This is a genomic window from Mesorhizobium sp. B2-6-2 (assembly GCF_006440615.1).
Lineage (GTDB): Bacteria > Pseudomonadota > Alphaproteobacteria > Rhizobiales > Rhizobiaceae > Mesorhizobium.
This window is the reverse complement of record NZ_VFUG01000012.1, coordinates 138,171-155,936: the sequence shown is the minus strand read 5'-3', so window position 1 is coordinate 155,936 and position 17,766 is coordinate 138,171. Positions and strand designations below refer to the sequence as shown.

Below are 17,766 nucleotides of genomic sequence, written 5' to 3'. Positions count from 1 at the left end.
AAGGACGACCAAGATCCACTCGGCCTCCTTCCCACTTCAACCATACACCGGAATCAACACACAGGATCCTCGGGTCTGCGCGTCCGCTTCGCCCGTGGATGACGACGTTGAAAGGCCTACGCCAATCGGCAAACGATCGATCAGATCGCCTCGCCCTTCAGCAGCCTCGGCGTGTCGCCGGAGAGGCCCGAGGCCTGGCGGATGAAGAACTCCTTCAGTCTCGGCATGCGTTCCACCAGCCCCAGCCCGATGTCGCGGACTTGGCGCAGCGGGCCGATGTCATTGGAGAAGAGACGATTCAAGACGTCGGTGGTGATGCCCATCTGCAGCGTGTCGAAGCGGCGCCATTGCTGGTAGCGCTCGAGCACGTCGAGGGCGCCGATATCCTGGCCGAGCCGATCGGCCTCGACCACCACTTCGGCGAGCGCCGCGACATCCTTGAAGCCCAGATTGAGGCCCTGGCCGGCGATCGGGTGGATGCCGTGCGCGGCATCGCCGGCCAGCGCGAAGCGCGGTGCGACGAAGGCGCGGGCGAGCGTCAGGCCAAGCGGCCAGGCGCGCGGCTTGTCGGCAACTCTTATTTCGCCGAGCTTCAGGCCGAAGCGCTGCTCCAGATCGTGCTCGAAGACGAACTCGTCGCCCTCGACCAGCGCCTTGGCATCCTCCGTGCGCTCGACCCAGACGATCGACGAGCGGTTGGTGCCGTCCTTGTCCGGCTTCAGCGGCAGTGTAGCGAAGGGGCCGGCGGGGAGGAAATGCTCCTCGGCGCGGCCGTTGTGCGGGCGCTCATGCGCAACCGTGCAGACGATGCCGGACTGGCCGTATTCCCATTTCACGGTCTTGATGCCGGCCATGTCGCGCAATTTCGAATTGACGCCGTCGGCGGCGACCAGCAGCCGCGCTTTCAGCGTCGCGCCATCCGCCAGATGCACGGTGATGCCGGCGCCATTGGTGTCGAAGGCGCTGACCGCCATGCCTTCGATGATGTCGATGCCAAGCTTTTCGGCGCGCCGGCGCAGTGCGCCGTTCAGGTCGCGGTTGGCGACCATGTGGGCGAAGGGCTCGCCGGGCGCCACCTCGCCGTCGAAGGTCAAAAACACCGGACGCACCGGATCGGCGGCGCGCGAATCGGTGATGATCATTTCGGTGATCGCTTGCGCTTCCGGCGCGATCTCTTCCCAGACGCCGAGCTGTTCCAGCATGCGGCTGGCGGCTGCCGCGATGGCCGAGGCGCGGCCGTCGCGCTGCCAGACGCCGGCGGGGGCCGCGTCGACGATAGCGATGGCGAGGCTATGGCGCGCCTGCTTCAGCGACACGGCGGCGGTGAGGCCGACATAGCCGGCGCCGGCGATGAGCACGTCGAGCGGCGCTTCGCGCTTCCCATTGGTGCCTGCTGCATCCGGCTTGCGGTCGACCATGGCATCATCCTTTCGCGGCTGCGGTAGGCCGCCGTTGCGGCCTTGACTGCTTGCGCGTCCTGTCCGAAACCGGCCATGGCACATCCGTGAAGGATTTCAAACATGACAGCGGCCATGGACGAGCTTCTCGACATTCTCGACCTCGAGCAGCTCGAACACAATCTGTATCGTGGTCGCAGCCCCAAGGTCGACTGGCAGCGCGTCTTCGGCGGCCAGACCATCGCCCAGGCGCTGGTCGCCGCGCAGCGCACCGTGGAACCCGAACGCCACGTGCATTCGTTGCACGGCTATTTCATGCGGCCGGGCGACACCAAGCTGCCGATCGTCTACGAGGTCGACCGCATCCGCGACGGCGGCTCCTTCACCACGCGCCGGGTGGTGGCGATCCAGCATGGCCAGGCGATCTTCTCGCTGGAGGCGTCCTTCCAGCAGGATGAGGTCGGACTCGAGCATCAGCTGCCGATGCCGCGCGACGTGCCGGCGCCCGACACGCTGCTCACACAACGCGAGCTGCTCGGCAAATTTGGGGAGGCGGTGCCGGAAGGCATCAGGCGCTACTGGGAGCGCGACCGGCCGATCGAGATGAAGCCGGTGATGCTGAAGCACTATACAAGCCGCGAGAAGCTGGAGCCGCAGCAGAACATCTGGATCCGCACCACCGGCCCGGTGCCGGAAGAGCGCGCCATTCAGGCGGCGGTGCTTGCCTATCTCTCCGACATGACGCTGCTCGACACCTCGACCTTCGCGCATGGCCGCGCCATCTTCGACCGCGACATCCAGGCCGCCAGCCTCGACCACGCCATGTGGTTCCACCGCAGCCATTCGCTGGACGACTGGATCCTCTACAATCAGGACAGCCCCTCGACGCAAGGGTCACGCGGCTTCACCCGCGGGTCGCTGTTCGCCCGGGATGGGACGCTGATCGCCTCGGTCGCCCAGGAAGGCCTGATCCGGCTGAAACGCTGAGCCGGCTTCAGGCAATTGCCTGGAATACGAGCATTTTCGATTTTTTGCCTATTTTATAGGCAGGCATGCTGCTATGCCCGTGCGCGAATGATGTGCACCAATCGCCCATTCTCTTTGTTTACAACAGGTTAACCCCCTGCTTCGGCAATTGGCACGGAGCTTGAATCCTGTCGGGCACTCTCCGGCTCCTCGGGATCGGTGAAGGTGTGCAAACGCGGGGGACCGCAACAGCAAAGGGTGAAACCTTATGAAAATCGTGATGGCAATCATCAAGCCGTTCAAGCTCGACGAGGTGCGCGAAGCGCTAACCGCCGTCGGCATCCAGGGCCTGACCGTCACCGAGGTCAAAGGCTACGGGCGTCAGAAGGGGCATACCGAAATCTATCGCGGCGCGGAATACGCGGTCAGCTTCCTGCCCAAGATCAAGATCGAAGTCGCGGTCGGCGCCGACATGGTCGACAAGGCTGTCGAAGCCATCACCGCGGCCGCCAAGACCGGTCAGATCGGCGACGGCAAGATCTTCGTCTTCGGCATCGATCAGGCGGTACGCATCCGCACCGGCGAAACAGACACCGACGCGCTCTAAGCGGCGACACCCATTCCAACGGAGAGTTCAATGAATATTCCTTCCACCTTGAAGACGACGGGACGCGCGGCCGCTTCGCTCGCGCTCGTGGCCGTGAGCACCGTCGCCGCCATCGCGCAGGAGGCCGCCCCGGCAGCCACCGCCGCGGCGCCCGCCGCGCCGGCGCCGGCGCTCGACACCGGCAACACCGCCTGGATGCTGACCTCGACGGCGCTGGTGCTGATGATGACCATCCCGGGCCTGGCGCTGTTCTACGGCGGCATGGTGCGCAAGAAGAACGTGCTCGCCACCATCATGCAGAGCTTCGCCATCACCTGCCTGGTGACGGTGCTGTGGTTCATGTTCGGCTATTCGCTCGCCTTCTCCGACGGCGGCGCCACGAACGCCTATCTCGGCGGCTTCTCGAAATTCTTCCATCACGGCATCACCGTCTCGACGCTGTGGGCGCCGGGCGTGGCGAACATTCCTGAATTCGTCTTCTCGATGTTCCAGATGACCTTCGCCATCATCACGCCGGCGCTGATCGCCGGCGCCTTCGCCGAGCGCATGAAGTTCTCGGCGCTGCTGATCTTCATGGGCCTGTGGCTGGTCTTCGTCTACGCGCCGATCGCGCACTGGGTGTGGGGCGGCGGCTTCCTCGGTTCGGCCGGCGTGCTCGACTTCGCCGGCGGCACGGTCGTCCATATCAACGCCGGTGTCGCGGGCCTGGTCTGCGCGCTGGTGCTCGGCAAGCGCGAGGGCTACGGCACCACCAACATGGCGCCGCACAACCTCGTTTACTCGGTGATCGGCGCGTCGCTGCTGTGGGTCGGCTGGTTCGGCTTCAACGCCGGTTCGGAACTGGCTGCCGATGGCCTTGCGGGCGCGGCGATGATGAACACGCAGGTCGCCACCGCCGCCGCGGCGCTGGCCTGGATGTTCGCCGAATGGATCGTCGCCAAGAAGCCTTCGGTGCTCGGCGTCATCTCGGGCGCCGTCGCCGGCCTCGTCGCGGTGACGCCGGCTTCCGGCTTCGTCAACCCGACCGGCGCCTTCATCGTCGGCATCATCGCCGGCGTGGTCTGCTACCTCTCGGCGGTCAAGCTCAAGCATGCGTTCGGCTATGACGACTCGCTCGATGCTTTCGGCGTCCACGGCGTCGGCGGCATCGTCGGCGCGCTGCTCACCGGCGCGCTGGCAGATCCGGCGATCAACGCCCTCGGCAAGGACGCCTCGGTCGGCAAGCAGCTCTACGGCATCGCCTTCACCATCCTGTGGACGGCGATCGCCACCTTCGTGATCCTCTACATCGTCAAGGCTCTGGTCGGCCTGCGTCCGTCGACCCAGGAAGAGGTCGAAGGCCTCGACGTCACCCAGCACGGCGAAGTTGTGCCGTAAGGCAGACTTCGCCAAGGGCCGGCGGATCCTCCTCCCGCCGGCCCGGAATTCCTCCCAAGATCCCGTCGTGACGCTCTCGAAAGGGGCTCACGCCTTGAGGCCCGGAACACCCTTCCGGGCCTCCTTTTTTGTCGGGCGATGATCCAAGCCGTTTCGATCACATTCACTTGATCCGTCGGAATGAAACATCAGCCCGTCAGATTCCGTACTGGGATAGCGAGCGTCATCAAGGCGTCCGCCAGAACAAGAGGGAAGGAAACCACCTGATGAACATCAAGAACATCGTCCTGGGAGCAATGGCTCTTTCGATGATCAGCGGCGTTGCACTCGCCGGTGCTCTCGATGAGCCGTCCAACATGGCCCCGTTCTTCACCGACTCCAGCATGAAGACCATGAAGCCGGAAGCCGACTTCAAGGCGGCTTGGGCTTCGATGCCGAAGGACAAGCAGGACATGATGATGAAGGAATGCCAGGACGCGGCGATGAGCAAGCCTCACGCCGAATTCTGCGCCAATCTCATGGCCTATGGCGGCGCCAACAAGTGATCGTGGAAGGTCAGGTCCCGGAAGGGCCTGATCCTATCCGCGTTTGAAGACAGGGAGGTGGCGGGCCGCGAGGCCTGCCATCTTTGTTTCCGCGCCATGGTCTCCGCGCCATGCGGGTAAAGGCCCATGGTTAATGCGGCCTTAACCTTCCCCCCGATAGTCTGGCGTTCGAATCTGCCGGAATGCGCCATGCGCCCGGCCAGGCAACGATCACGGGGAAGAGCATGCGTTCAGGCGCTTCAGCACCGCTCGCGCTGACCGATACGGGGCACGGCATCCAGGCATTCGCACGGCGTCAGGTCGGGCGGCTGGTCGGCGCGGGGCTGTTCCTGTTCACCGCCTTCGGCATTGCCGCTCTAGCCACATGGAATGTCGCCGATCCGAGCTTCTCGCACGCCACCAGCAACGTCGTGACCAACGCCATGGGCTATGCCGGCGCGGTGTTCTCCGACCTCGCCATGCAGTTCTTTGGCCTTGCCGCCGTCGCGGGGCTGGTGCCGGCGGTGATCTGGGGTTTCCTTCTGTTTTCCGCGCGCGGCGTCGACAAATTGCCGAAGCGCGGCTTCGCATGGTTCGGCTTTGCGCTCACCGCCGCGGCCATCGCCGGCTGCGTGACGCCGCCAAACACCTGGCCGCTGCCCACCGGCCTCGGCGGCGTGTTCGGCGACATGGTGCTGAAAATCCCTGGCATCGCGGTCGGCGGTTATCCGAAAGGGCTGTTCGCCAGCATCGTAGCGGTCATCCTCGCCGCGCCGATGTTGTGGCTGTTCGCCTATGGCTCGGCGCTGATCGCGCGCAAGAACGGCTTTGCCGTCACCGAGCGCGTCGTCCGGCCCGATCCGCGCGAGCAGGACGAGATGCTGTTCGACGAGGATGAGGACGAGGGCGACGAAGGGATACTCGCGCTCGGCGCCATCACCCATTGGTGGCTGTCGTTCCGCGCCTTCCTGCACCGCCGCGCCGAGCGGCGCAGGCGCGAGCGCGACGAGTTCGAACCGTCGCTGGAACCGAAGGCAAGCGCCTGGCGGCGCGCGGCCGAGCGGGTCGAATCGGCCGAGTTCGCCGAGGCCCGCATGAGCCCCGGCGGCCGCGCCCGCGTCGAGCCGGAATTCTTCGCCGCCATGGTCAATGACCGAAGCGTTTCAGTCGATCCGGTCGATGAAGACATTTTCGGCGACGAGGAGGACGAAGACGCCGAGGTTGACGATTTCGACGACGAGGCGCCCACCCAGCGCCGCGCCGCGCCGGGCGCCAGGGTACAGAATTTCCGCTCCGATGCCGCGACCCGCGTCGCGGCGCCAGCGGCGCGACCGGTGCCGGGCGCCCGCGTCCAGCGCGAGGCGCAGACCTCGCTGATCGGGTCCGACACGTTCGAGATGCCGTCGCTGCACTTCCTGTCCGAGCCGAAGAACATCGCCAAGGATGCAAGCCTGTCGAAGGACGCGCTGGAGCAGAACGCGCGCCTGCTCGAAGGCGTGCTGGAGGATTTCGGCGTCAAGGGCGAGATCATCCATGTCCGCCCAGGCCCGGTCGTCACGCTTTACGAGCTCGAGCCGGCGCCCGGCATCAAGTCCTCGCGCGTCATTGGCCTTTCCGACGACATCGCCCGCTCGATGAGCGCGATCGCCTGCCGCGTCGCCGTCGTTCCGGGACGCAACGCCATCGGCATCGAGCTGCCCAACGCCAAGCGCGAGACGGTCTATCTCAGGGAGATCATGGCCAGCCGCGATTTCGAGACGACCAAGGCCAAGCTGGCGCTGGCGCTCGGCAAGACGATCAATGGCGAGGCCGTCATCGTCGACATCGCCAAGATGCCGCACGTGCTGGTCGCCGGCACCACCGGCTCGGGCAAATCTGTCGCCATCAACACCATGATCCTGTCGCTGCTCTATCGGCTGACGCCGCAGGAATGCCGGCTGATCATGATCGACCCCAAGATGCTGGAACTGTCGGTCTATGACGGCATCCCGCATTTGCTCACGCCGGTCGTCACCGATCCCAAGAAGGCGGTCGTCGCGCTGAAATGGACGGTGCGCGAGATGGAGGACCGCTACCGCAAGATGTCCAAGGTCGGCGTGCGCAACATCGACGGTTTCAACGCGCGCGTCCAACAGGCCGAGAAGAAGGGCGAAAAGATCTCTCGCACGGTGCAGACCGGCTTCGACCGCCAGACGGGCGAGGCGATCTACGAGACCGAGGACCTCGATCTCGAGCCGATGCCCTATATCGTGGTCATCATCGACGAGATGGCCGACCTGATGATGGTGGCCGGCAAGGACATCGAAGGCGCGGTGCAGCGCCTGGCGCAGATGGCGCGCGCCGCCGGCATCCACGTCATCATGGCCACGCAGCGCCCGTCGGTCGACGTCATCACCGGCACCATCAAGGCCAATTTCCCGACCCGCATCTCCTTCCAGGTGACGTCGAAGATCGACAGCCGCACCATCCTTGGCGAGCAGGGCGCCGAGCAGCTGCTCGGCATGGGCGACATGCTCTACATGGCCGGCGGCGGCCGCATCCAGCGCGTCCACGGCCCGTTCGTCTCGGACGACGAGGTCGAGAAGGTCGTCGGACATCTGAAGCTGCAGGGCGTGCCGGAATATCTCGACGCCATCACCGAGGACGACGAGGAAGACGACGAGGACGGTCCGTCGGGCAAGAGCGGCTCCGGCGGCAGTGGCGGCGGCAATTTCGAGGATTCCGACGATCCCTACGACCAGGCGGTGGCGGTGGTGCTGCGCGACGGCAAGGCCTCGACCAGTTACATCCAGCGCCGGCTCGGCATCGGCTACAACCGCGCCGCCTCGATCATCGAGAAGATGGAGAAGGAAGGCATTGTCGGCCCAGCTAACCATGCCGGCAAACGCGAGATCCTGGTGCCGACGGAAGAGGACAAATTCTAGGGCTTATCGATATTCAGGTGAGGCCGGCCTGCAAATGGCGGCTTCCTGCGCTTCCGGTGCTCACGTACGAAAAGTACGCTCCGCTCCGGCCTTCGCCGGAGCGGAGCCCTCATAAGTGTCTCCGCTCTATGAAGGCTACGGCCGGCGTAGGCCGGTTCTCGGAAACCACCATTTTCGACTCGGCCTGACCTGAATCTCGACAAACCGTGGCGCGGCGAGACACCGATCCGGGTCAGCAGGCAACCGGAAATCGTCTGGCGCGTTCAATGCGGGCTCTCGCCTACCCGCCAAACTTAGGCCCTAGTGGGAGTCCAGATACTGCCACCATACGAATCACAGAAAGTGACCGGCATGAAGACCCAGACCGAATTCGCCCTCACCCGCCGCCAGGTCCTTGGCCTCGGCTTGATGCTTGGCGGAGCCGCCGCTCTCAATCTCGTGCCGGGCTATCAGCTCGTGGCCGCCGCGCAGGCCGCGGTACCGCCAGCGGCGCAGAAGATCGCCGACCATTTCTCCTCGGTGAAGTCGATGAGTGGCGAGTTCGTGCAGTTCGGGCCGAAAGGCGAGCAGACCGGCGGCAAGTTCTTCCTCGAGCGTCCGGGCAAGATCCGCTTCAACTATGACGGATCCTCGAACTTCCGCGTCATCTCCGACGGCAAGTCGGTGGTGATCCTCAACAAGAAGCTCAACACCTCCGACCTCTACCCACTGTCGAAGACGCCGCTGAAATTGCTGCTCGACGACCGCATCGACCTATCCGGCGGGCGCGTCAAGGCCGTCAAGGAAGAGGACGACCTCACCACCATCAAGCTTTCCGACAAATCGGTGTTCGGCAATGCGACGATCACCATGATGTTCGATCCGAAGACCTACGAGCTGCGCCAGTGGACGATCACCGACGCTCAAGGGAAAGACACGACGGTAATGATCTTCAATGTCAAGGAAGGCGGCAACTTCCCGGCGGACACTTTCGCGATCGACTATACGGCGAATAGAGAGCTGAATACCAAGACCAGGTAGGTCCGCCGATATTCAGTGAGGCCGGCCTGCGAATGGCGGCTTCCTGTGCTTCCGGTGCTCACGTACTTCAAGTACGCTCCGCTCCGGTTCTCGGTAGCCACCATTCTCGGCTCGTCCTGACCTGAATCTCAGCGAACCTACAAGCGGAGCAGGGCATAGTCCGGCTTGTGTTTACGGCGCGCGGCTGGCACTAGAACGGCGATCTCTTGCCGGACCCCGCCTGAATGCCCTTCACCATCGCCACCTGGAACATCAACTCCGTGCGTCTGCGCATGCCGATCGTCGAGCGGCTCCTGAAAGAGCACGCGCCTGATGTGCTCTGCTTGCAGGAAACCAAGGTCCCCGACGAGCTGTTCCCGGAAAAAGCCTTCCGCAAGGCGGGCTACGAGCACATCGTGTTCCACGGCCAGAAGGGCTATCACGGCGTCGCCACGGTCGCCCGCCGCCCGATCGAGCTGGTCGAAAAGCGACGGTTCTGCGAGATCGATGACAGCCGGCATCTGTCGGTCAAGGTGCAGGCGGGCGGCAAGTCGGTGCTGGTGCATAATTTCTACGTGCCGGCCGGCGGCGACGAGCCCGATCCGGAGATCAACTGCAAATTCCGCCACAAGCTCGATTTCGTCTACGAGATGAACTCCGTACCGGCGAGCGGGGACGAATCATCCGCCTCGATCCTGGTCGGCGACCTGAACATCGCGCCGCAGGAGCATGACGTCTGGTCGCACAAGCAATTGCTCAACGTCGTCAGCCACACGCCGGTCGAGACGACAAATTTCGAGGCGATGCGCAAGGCCGGCGGCTGGGTCGACCTGATGCGGCTCAACGTGCCGGCCGAGCAGAAACTCTACACGTGGTGGAGCTACCGCGCGAAAGACTGGGAAGCCTCGAACCGCGGTCGCCGCCTCGACCATGTCTGGTCGTCCGCCAACCTGGTGCCGGCTTTCGCCGGCTACGAGATCCTGCAGGCGGCGCGTGGCTGGGAGAAGCCGTCCGACCATGTGCCGGTGATTGCGAAGTTTGAATTGGATTGAGGTTCGACGTCGGCGGTTAAGAGACGCAAACCTTCGCGTTCGTCATCCTAGGGCGGAGCGCCGCGTAGCGGCGCGCAGACCCTAGGATCCATTCCGTTACCGGTGCCGAAGGATGCAACGATGCAGAACAAAGAAGCCTTGGGCAGGCCGCTTCGCCCAGAAAATCTCATTCTGCAACGCGGCGAAGCGTCAACGTCACGGAATGAATTCTAGGGTCTGCGCGCGTCGCTTCGCTCCTTGCTCCGCCCTAGAATGACGAAGGCGCTTTCTGGCCGGAGCTTCTATTCCGTAAACCTTGGCGCCAGTTCCTCGATGCGGGCGATCATCTGCTGGAATTCCTCCAGGATGCGGTCATGCAACAGCACCGCGATCTCCGGATATTCTTCCAGGATCCGGTGGAACATCTTGCGGCTCAATCGGATCACTTCCGAGTCGACCGCGGCCGAGGCGCTGGTCAGCCGGTTGGTATCGGCGATCAGCGCCAGTTCGCTCAACATGGTGCCTGGGCCTGCCGTGCCGATCGGGACGCGTTTGCCGCCCAGCTCCCGATAGAGCGCGATCAAACCGCTGACCACGATATAGGCAGAGTCGGCGACATCGTCCTCGCGGTATAGCTTATGGTCGGCCTGCAGCACTGTGGTCTCGGCGCCGAAGGCGAGCAGGCGCAGCTGTTCCTGCGTGAAGCCCTGGAAAAGCTTCACGCTTGACAGAATGCGGATGTCGTCATCCAGCGCCATCCTAGCTGTGTCCCCGAGCGGTCAGTCCAGTCCCTCCTTTGGAGCGGCGCGCCCTCCTGGGCGCGCGAAACGCTCCACCGTGCATCATGCGATGCGAGCAACGAGCCGACCCATCACCCTCCAGCACCAGGATCGTACCCGAAGCGGTCCCGCCCGACCGCCCTAAATGTTTGTTTCGACGCAATTCCGGACAGTCGTCCTCGGCGAAGCCGCCGAGCCCAACCGTTTCACACTTTTCCTGGAATTGTTCTTGATCATGAAATGTTTAAGGAACCAGCTTGTAGCCGCCGCTTTCTGTCACAAGAATTTCGGCATTGGAAGGATCGCGCTCGATCTTCTGGCGCAACCGGTAGACATGGGTCTCCAGCGTGTGCGTGGTGACGCCGGAATTGTAGCCCCAGACCTCTTCCAAAAGAACGTCGCGCGTCACCACCTTCTGGTCGGCGCGGTAGAGGTATTTGATGATCGAGGCTTCCTTCTCGGTCAGCCGCACCTTGGCGCCGCGCGGATCGATCAGCAGCTTCTGGCTGGGCTTGAACGTGTAGGGGCCGACCGAGAAGGTCGCGTCCTCGCTCTGCTCATGCTGGCGAAGCTGGGCGCGGATGCGCGCGAGCAGCACGGCGAAACGGAAAGGTTTGGTCACATAATCATTGGCGCCGGCCTCGAGACCCAGGATCGTGTCGGAATCGGTGTCGTGGCCGGTCAGCATGATGATCGGCGCCTTGTAGCCGCCCTTGCGCAGGATCTTCACCGCCTCGCGGCCATCCATGTCGGGCAGGCCGACATCCATGATGAGCAGATCGACGACGCCGCTGCGCGCCGCGGCAACGCCTTTTGCGGCGGTCGCTTCTTGCTGGACGTCGAATTCTTCGTAGAGCGCCAGCTGCTCAACCAGGGTGGCGCGCAAGTCGTCGTCGTCATCGACGATCAGAATGGTGCGTGATGTCATGGATCAATCCGTTGTTTTAAAAAGAATATTCAGTTGACCTCCCCCCATTTATGCGGAAGCTCACCGGCGCAACAGCCGATCACAGTGATTTGTTCCGTGACCCAATCATACAAGAAAAAACGTTCGCGCAATGCGTCGGGCGCATTTTTGCCGAAGGGCTTGAGTGTTTTGGTGGTGCGCGCACGCCCCGGCAACCCCGCGCAAGGCTTCCTGCAAGCCGGCAAAACGGTGTTTCCCTGCGCTTTGGGGCGCGGCGGCATCTCCGCCAACAAACATGAGGGGGACGGCGCGACGCCGTTGGCGTCGATGCGCATCCTGTCTGGCTATTTCCGGGGCGATCATTTCGCGGGCGGGCGCAGGACGAGGCTGCCGATGGCCCCGATCGGTCCGGATCTCGGCTGGTGCGAGGTTCCGGACGACCGCAACTACAACCGCCCGGTCAAGATCCCCTATGGCGCCAGCCATGAGCGGATGAAGCGCGACGACCGGCTCTATGATGTCTGCCTGGTGCTCGACTGGAACATCGCACCGCGCCGGCGCGGGCGCGGCAGCGCGATCTTCTTCCATCTGGCCCGGCCGGGCTTCACGCCGACGCAAGGCTGCGTGGCGGTGACGGCGCGGACCATGGCGAGGCTGCTTCCGTTGCTGTCGGACAGGACGGTGGTGAAGGTGGTTCGGTAGGGCAGTAGGCAGTAGGCAGTAGGCAGTAGGCAGTAGGCAGTAGGTGGTTCTTTCCCTATTGCCTTACTGCCTTATTTCCCTACTCCCTTAGCGGCGATGCCAGCCCGTGCCGAGCAGCCCGATCTCACGAAGCTCCTTGTCCATAGTTTTCGCGACGTCCCGACGTCCGGCGCCGATGTCGCGCAACTGGCTGTCGGACAGGTCTTCGATCGGATCGTGGGACAGCCGGGCGGCGACGCGAGCCTGGCGCAGCCAATCGCGTGCCGAACGCAGCCAAAGGGCGAAGCCGGAAGGGGATTCCAGGGTGGTGCAGGACTTCAGGGCGATTTCAGACATGGCTCTATCCGTGTTCTCCGGATATCAAATCCGGTTTTACAGTGTTTCGATGAAGCTATGATGCCGGATTGAAAAACAAACGGGAAACGAGTAGTTCTTTTCCGATTATCAAGTTTTATTTGGAGATCGCATGTCCAAGCTGCTGCCCGGAACGCGAGCGCTGCGGACGTTCGAAGCGGCCGCCAGGCATCTCAACTTCACCCGCGCGGCCGACGAGCTCGGCCTGACGCCAGCGGCGGTCAGCCACCAGATCAAGGAGATCGAGGATCAGCTCGGACTGGTGCTGTTCACGCGCACCAGCCGCACTATCCGGCTGACGGAGGCAGGCAATGTGCTGCTGGAGGCCTCGGTCGATGCGCTCGACCTGCTGAACCGCGCCGTCAGCCGCGCCCGCAAGATGACCCGCGGCACGGCGCTGCTGAAGGTGACGCTCGACGCCCAGTTCGCGACGAAATGGCTGATGCGCCGCGTCGATGACTTCCGCAAGCAAAAGCCGGGCATCGAGCTGCGCTTCGACATCACCTACGATGTCCGGGATTTCGACCTCGACGACGTCGATGTCGGCATCCGCTTCGGCGCCGGCAAATATCCGGGGCTCTGCGCCCATCGGCTGTTCGAGAACATCATCATCCCGGTGTGCAGCCCGGCGCTGCTGGCGTCAGGTCCACCGCTCAAGGAGCCGCGCGACCTGTTCAACCACACGCTCGCGCATATCGAATGGTCGCGGCAGGGCGTGACCTGGCCGAATTGGAGCATGTGGATGCACGCGGCCGGCGTCGACGATTTCGACGACAGCCGCACCCTGGTCTTCGGGTCGTCGACCGATGCCACCCAGGCGGCGCTCGACGGCAACGCGGTGGCGCTCGCCGACTTCGCCATGGTCGCCAACGACCTTTCGCAGGGACGCCTGGTGAGGCCCTTCGAGCTCGGCATCAAGGTCGCGCCGGAATTCGCGTATTTCCTGGTCTATCCCGAGGCGGCGAAGGACGACGCGCGCGTCGTCGCCTTTCGCGAATGGCTTACCGAGGAGGCGGCGAAGACGCCGACATGACGGCCGGTTTAGAGCGGTTCAGTGTTTCTCAGAATCGCCGAACCGCTCAAAATACTTGTTTCCGCGCAATTCCGGACGGAAAACCGCTACGCACTTTTCCTGGAATTGCTTTAGCCAGCCGGCGCGCCGAACCAGCCGATGACGGCGCCGATGATCAGCATCACGCCCAGCCAGTGGCCGGCATCGATCAGCGTCAGGGTCCAGCCGAAGCCTTCATAGCGGTGGTTGACGCTGAGCGTGGTGGCGATGAAGCCCAGCCAAAGCACGAAGCCGAATAGCAACCCGGCGATCGGGTTCGGCTCGCCGCCGGTTATGGCGCCCACCACCAACGTCAGCACGAGCGCCATGATCAGCTCGGCGATGAAGCTGACGACGAAGGGAACGACCGAGCGCTGCATGGTGGCCGGGTCGAGCTTGGCGGCCTTCAGCCAAGGCTTGCTCAAGCCCATGTACCAGGCGGCGCCGAACAACCATGCGACGACTGCGGCGGCGACCACCGCCAGCCAGTTCAGGACCGAAAAATCCATGCTTTTCCCCTCCAAGTTGAAGGCGATGGAACGCTTGTTCGGTCGTTCCGTCAAGCAAGGCGCCAGACGGTCGTACGCTTGACCTCGGCATCTTCCAGCACGCGCGTCACCGGAACCTGGTAGACGGCAAGCGGTTGCAGCCCGGTCTTGGGGAGATAGGCGCGACCGGGATCGCCGACGAGAATCTCGGCGCCGCGCGCCTTCAGTGATCCGAACCAGGGCAGCAGCCTGTCGGCGAAAGCCTTGTCGTAGAAGACGTCGCCGGCAAGCACGACGTCCCAGCCATCGTCGATGCCGACGCAATCCGTGCCGCGGAATTGCGCTTCAACGCCGTTGGCTTCGAGGTTGATGGCGATTGCCGTCTCGCAGAACGGGTCGATGTCGGCGGCGATTACTTGCTTCGCGCCGGCTTTCATCGCTGCGATCGCGACAAGGCCGGAACCGGAGGCGAAATCGAGCACCCGTTTGCCGCGCACGGTTCCTGGATTGTCGAGCACATAGCGGGCGAGGCCCTGGCCGCCGGCCCAGGCAAAGGCCCAGAAGGGCGGCGGCAGGCCGATCTCGGCCAGCTCCTCCTCGGTGCGCAGCCACAGGTCATGCGCCTCGTCGGCGAGGTGCAGCAGCACTTCCGGCACATGCGGCGGCGCCATCAGCGCCGTGTTGTCGAGGATGAACTTTCTCGCGCTTCTCGGCGTGAGCTTCGTCACGGCGCCGGATTGAGCTCGGCCATGCGGCAGACCTCTTTCCATTCGGCCGGCGTCACCGGCTGCACGGAAAGCCGGCCGAGCCGGACCAGCGCCATCTCGACGAGCTTGGGATTGGCCTTCACCTCTTCCAGCGTCACCGGCCTCGGTACGTCCTTATAGGCGCGGATGTCGACGCATTCCCAGCGCGGATCGTCGGTGGTGGTGTCGGGATGCGCCAGCGCGCAGACCTCGGCGATGCCGACGATGTCGAGACCCTCATTGGAATGGTAGAAGAAGCCGAGATCGCCGATCTGCATCGCCTTCATGTTGTTGCGGGCGGCGTAGTTGCGCACGCCGTCCCATTGCGTGCCGGCCTTGCCTTTGGCCTTCAGCGCCTCGAAGGAAAAGACCGAGGGTTCGGACTTGAACAGCCAGTAGTTCATATCGTTTGTCCCATCGCTTTGTCGCACCGCCACGCATGACGTTCCCGTCTATGCTTACTCTCTCGCCGTCATTGCGGCGAGAGCAGCGAACGATCATGCGCCGGCGGGCTTCTGGAAGACCCAGTTCCATACACGGATCTCGACGCTTTCGAACAGGCCGGCCTTGGCGTAGGGGTCGGCGGCAGCCAGGGCTTGGGCAGCAGCCATGTCCGGCGCCTCGATCATCACCAGGCTGCCGTCGGGCTTGCCGTCGGCGTCGAGGAAAGGCCCTGCAAAGGCAAGCTTGCCCTCGGCGATCAGGCCTTCCAGGAACGCCGCATGCGCCGGCCGCGTGTCGACGCGCAGCTGCAGGCTGCCGGGCTTGTCCTTGCAAATCAACGCAAACAGCATTTTCAACTCCGATGGTCAGATGTCGGTTTCGGTTTTGAGCGGCCTTGTCATCAGCGCGGTCACGGCCTGGCCGATCGTCACCTTGCCGTCGAGGATGGCGGCAACGGCCGAGATGATCGGCGCCTCGATGCCGCGCTCGGCGGCGATGCGGGCGGCAATCCCCGCCGTGGGCACGCCTTCGGCCAGCGGCAGGCCGGCAAGCGGCTTGCCCTGGCCGAGCGCCAAGCCATAGGCGAAATTGCGCGACTGCGCGGAAGAACAGGTGAGCAAGAGGTCGCCGAGGCCGGAAAGCCCCATCAGCGTTTCCGGCCGGGCGCCGAAAGCGGCGCCGATGCGGCGCAATTCGACGAAGCCGCGCGTCACCATGGCGGCCTGGGCGCTGGCGCCGAGGCCCGCGCCGGTGACGGCACCGGCGGCAATGGCAAAGACGTTCTTCAGCGCGCCGCCGATCTCGACGCCGATCAGGTCGTCGCTCGAATAACAGCGCAGGTTCTCCGCTGAGAAGCGCGCGGCAAGCTCGGCCGCCAATTCCGCATCGCGGGCGGCAACCACCACGGCCGTCGGCAGGCCGCGCGCGACGTCGCTGGCGAAGCTCGGGCCGGAAAGTGCCGCGACCGGATTGCCCGGCAGGCTCTCCTCGACGATCGCCGAGAGCAGCGCGCCGGTGTCGCGCTCGATACCCTTGGCGCAGAGTACCAGCGGCACGCCTGCGGGAACATGGTTGCGGGCATTGGCCAGCACAGCGCGCAGCGACTGCGCCGGCGTCACGGCGAGCACGCAGTCGGCGCCGTCAAGCGCCGCGGCAATGTCGCTGGTGGCCGCGATGCCGGGCTCGATGCTGACGCCGGGCAGGTAGCGCGGGTTCTCGCCGCGGGCAATGGCGGCGACGGTCTCAGTGTCGCGCGCATAGAGCCGGACGTCATGGCCGGCGCGCAGCATGGCCAGCGCCAGCGCCGTGCCCCAGGCGCCGCCGCCCAGCACCGAGATGCGCCAGCCGCTCGTGCTCCTCTTGGTCATGCCTTGGCACCACGCCGGCCCGAGCCGACCAGGGGCGCGGAAACACTGTCGAGCGGCCAGCGCGAGCGCGGCACGAAATCGGCGGCGTTTTCGTCGGCGATGCCGGCGCGCAGCCGCTCGATGCCGGCCCAGGCGATCATCGCCGCATTATCGGTGCAAAGCTTCTGCGGCGGCGCGACGAATGCGAAGCCGGCCTCGGAACACAACACTTCGAGCGTCGCCTTGATCGTGCGGTTGGCGGCGACGCCGCCGGCAACGACCAGCGCCGGCTTCGCCTGGTCCGGAAATTCCCGGCGGAACCGGGCAAGGGCGCGGCCGACACGATCGCCCAGCGCGTCCGCCACCGCCGCCTGGAAGGAGGCGCAGATGTCGGCGACGTCCTGGTCGCTCAAGGGCGCGATTGCCGTCGCCGCCTGGCGCACCGCCGTCTTCAAACCGGAGAAGGAGAAATCGGGCTGCGCCGAGCCCTTCATCGGGCGCGGGAAGGCAAAGCGGCCTGCATCGCCGCTGGCGGCCGCCTTCTCGACATTCGGGCCGCCGGGATAGGGCAGGCCGAGCATCTTGGCGGTCTTGTCGAAGGCTTCGCCCAGCGCATCGTCTATGGTGGTCGCCCAGCGCTGGTAATCGCCGACGCCGCGCACCGCGACGATCTGGGTGTGGCCGCCGGAAACGAGCAGGAGAAGATAAGGAAAATCGAGGCCGTCGGTCAGCCGCGCCGTCAGCGCGTGGCCTTCGAGATGGTTGATGGCGATCAACGGCTTGTTGGTGGCGGCGGCGATTGCCTTGGCTGTCATCAGGCCGACGATCAGCCCGCCGACCAGACCCGGCCCTGCTGTCGCGGCGATCGCGTCGACCTCATCGAGCGACACGGCCGAATCGGCGAGCGCTGCCTCGACGATGCCGTCCAGTGCCTCGACATGGGCGCGCGCAGCGATCTCGGGCACGACGCCGCCAAAGGCCGCGTGCTCCTCGATCTGGCTGAGCACGATGTTGGACAGGATTTCGGGCGCGGCGACGCCGTCCAACGCCACCACGCTGGCCGCCGTCTCGTCGCAACTCGTCTCAATGCCCAGAACGCGGATCAATTGGTCGCTGGCCTCTAT

Annotated in this window: 20 protein-coding genes; 9 read left to right on the top strand and 11 right to left on the bottom strand. The window is 64.5% G+C overall.

From position 1 onward, the window contains the following. Nucleotides 1-140 precede the first annotated feature (140 nt). The gene (locus tag FJ419_RS22140) at nt 141-1,418 is read right to left on the bottom strand and encodes a ubiquinone biosynthesis hydroxylase (protein WP_140698278.1); all 1,278 of its coding nucleotides are present in this window, start codon (nt 1,416-1,418) and stop codon (nt 141-143) included. A 102-nt stretch (nt 1,419-1,520) separates the two neighbouring features. Here FJ419_RS22140 and tesB point away from each other — a divergent pair, with 102 nt between their 5' ends. The 7 genes from tesB (at nt 1,521) to xth (ending at nt 9,846) form a co-directional block, all read left to right on the top strand. Next, nucleotides 1,521-2,384, top strand: a complete 864-nt coding sequence (tesB, locus tag FJ419_RS22135; protein WP_140698276.1) for an acyl-CoA thioesterase II — start codon at nt 1,521-1,523, stop codon at nt 2,382-2,384. Nucleotides 2,385-2,631: 247 nt separating this feature from the next. Beyond that, the gene (locus tag FJ419_RS22130; RefSeq protein ID WP_006327120.1) at nt 2,632-2,970 is read left to right on the top strand and encodes a P-II family nitrogen regulator; all 339 of its coding nucleotides are present in this window, start codon (nt 2,632-2,634) and stop codon (nt 2,968-2,970) included. Between the two features lie 195 nt (nt 2,971-3,165). Beyond that, a complete protein-coding gene (locus FJ419_RS22125) occupies nt 3,166-4,347 on the top strand; it encodes an ammonium transporter (protein ID WP_210241672.1) in 1,182 nt (393 codons plus the stop codon). A 266-nt stretch (nt 4,348-4,613) separates the two neighbouring features. After that, nucleotides 4,614-4,892: a hypothetical protein gene (locus tag FJ419_RS22120; RefSeq protein WP_140698272.1), complete on the top strand. Its 279-nt coding sequence runs from the start codon at nt 4,614-4,616 to the stop codon at nt 4,890-4,892. Between the two features lie 224 nt (nt 4,893-5,116). Continuing rightward, the gene (locus FJ419_RS22115) at nt 5,117-7,795 is read left to right on the top strand and encodes a DNA translocase FtsK (RefSeq protein WP_140698270.1); all 2,679 of its coding nucleotides are present in this window, start codon (nt 5,117-5,119) and stop codon (nt 7,793-7,795) included. A gap of 351 nt (nt 7,796-8,146) precedes the next feature. Continuing rightward, a complete protein-coding gene (locus FJ419_RS22110; RefSeq protein ID WP_140545470.1) occupies nt 8,147-8,815 on the top strand; it encodes an outer membrane lipoprotein carrier protein LolA in 669 nt (222 codons plus the stop codon). A gap of 224 nt (nt 8,816-9,039) precedes the next feature. Then, nucleotides 9,040-9,846 carry an exodeoxyribonuclease III gene (xth, locus tag FJ419_RS22105; protein ID WP_140698267.1) on the top strand — a complete coding sequence of 269 codons (807 nt, stop codon included), beginning with the start codon at nt 9,040-9,042 and terminating at the stop codon, nt 9,844-9,846. Between the two features lie 281 nt (nt 9,847-10,127). On the opposite strand, the gene FJ419_RS22100 is transcribed toward xth, so the two are convergent. The 3 genes from FJ419_RS22100 to FJ419_RS31225 form a co-directional block, all read right to left on the bottom strand. Beyond that, a complete protein-coding gene (locus tag FJ419_RS22100; protein WP_140545468.1) occupies nt 10,128-10,583 on the bottom strand; it encodes a cyclic nucleotide-binding domain-containing protein in 456 nt (151 codons plus the stop codon). Nucleotides 10,584-10,848: 265 nt separating this feature from the next. Continuing rightward, the gene (locus FJ419_RS22095) at nt 10,849-11,532 is read right to left on the bottom strand and encodes a response regulator transcription factor (RefSeq protein ID WP_095769573.1); all 684 of its coding nucleotides are present in this window, start codon (nt 11,530-11,532) and stop codon (nt 10,849-10,851) included. Nucleotides 11,533-11,561: 29 nt separating this feature from the next. Continuing rightward, nucleotides 11,562-11,846 (bottom strand): hypothetical protein, encoded by a 285-nt coding sequence (locus FJ419_RS31225; protein ID WP_246679309.1) that lies wholly within the window; start codon nt 11,844-11,846, stop codon nt 11,562-11,564. Between FJ419_RS31225 and FJ419_RS22090 the strand changes: the two genes are divergently transcribed. After that, entirely contained in the window at nt 11,743-12,213 is a 471-nt protein-coding gene (locus FJ419_RS22090; protein ID WP_246676469.1) for a L,D-transpeptidase, read from the top strand. The two genes, FJ419_RS31225 and FJ419_RS22090, sit on opposite strands and share 104 nt — an antisense overlap. Nucleotides 12,214-12,300: 87 nt before the next feature. Here FJ419_RS22090 and FJ419_RS22085 read toward each other — a convergent pair whose 3' ends face one another. Next, a complete protein-coding gene (locus FJ419_RS22085) occupies nt 12,301-12,549 on the bottom strand; it encodes a hypothetical protein (protein WP_140698261.1) in 249 nt (82 codons plus the stop codon). 130 nt (nt 12,550-12,679) lie between these two features. Between FJ419_RS22085 and gcvA the strand changes: the two genes are divergently transcribed. Further along, entirely contained in the window at nt 12,680-13,600 is a 921-nt protein-coding gene (gene gcvA, locus FJ419_RS22080; protein WP_140698256.1) for a transcriptional regulator GcvA, read from the top strand. Between the two features lie 110 nt (nt 13,601-13,710). On the opposite strand, the gene FJ419_RS22075 is transcribed toward gcvA, so the two are convergent. The 6 genes from FJ419_RS22075 to tsaD form a co-directional block, all read right to left on the bottom strand. Further along, complete coding sequence (locus FJ419_RS22075) at nt 13,711-14,127, bottom strand: DUF1761 domain-containing protein (RefSeq protein WP_140698253.1); 417 nt, start codon at nt 14,125-14,127, stop codon at nt 13,711-13,713. A 50-nt stretch (nt 14,128-14,177) separates the two neighbouring features. Further along, nucleotides 14,178-14,876, bottom strand: coding sequence for a methyltransferase (locus tag FJ419_RS22070; RefSeq protein WP_181170778.1), 699 nt, complete (start codon nt 14,874-14,876; stop codon nt 14,178-14,180). Then, nucleotides 14,831-15,256 (bottom strand): EVE domain-containing protein, encoded by a 426-nt coding sequence (locus tag FJ419_RS22065; RefSeq protein ID WP_140698247.1) that lies wholly within the window; start codon nt 15,254-15,256, stop codon nt 14,831-14,833. The genes FJ419_RS22070 and FJ419_RS22065 overlap by 46 nt, the downstream gene beginning before the upstream one ends. 93 nt (nt 15,257-15,349) lie before the next feature. Further along, nucleotides 15,350-15,646, bottom strand: a complete 297-nt coding sequence (locus FJ419_RS22060; protein WP_140698244.1) for a YciI-like protein — start codon at nt 15,644-15,646, stop codon at nt 15,350-15,352. Between the two features lie 15 nt (nt 15,647-15,661). After that, nucleotides 15,662-16,663: an NAD(P)H-dependent glycerol-3-phosphate dehydrogenase gene (locus FJ419_RS22055; protein ID WP_140698241.1), complete on the bottom strand. Its 1,002-nt coding sequence runs from the start codon at nt 16,661-16,663 to the stop codon at nt 15,662-15,664. Then, nucleotides 16,660-17,745 carry a tRNA (adenosine(37)-N6)-threonylcarbamoyltransferase complex transferase subunit TsaD gene (gene tsaD / locus FJ419_RS22050; protein WP_181170781.1) on the bottom strand — a complete coding sequence of 362 codons (1,086 nt, stop codon included), beginning with the start codon at nt 17,743-17,745 and terminating at the stop codon, nt 16,660-16,662. The genes FJ419_RS22055 and tsaD overlap by 4 nt, the downstream gene beginning before the upstream one ends. Nucleotides 17,746-17,766: the final 21 nt, after the last annotated feature.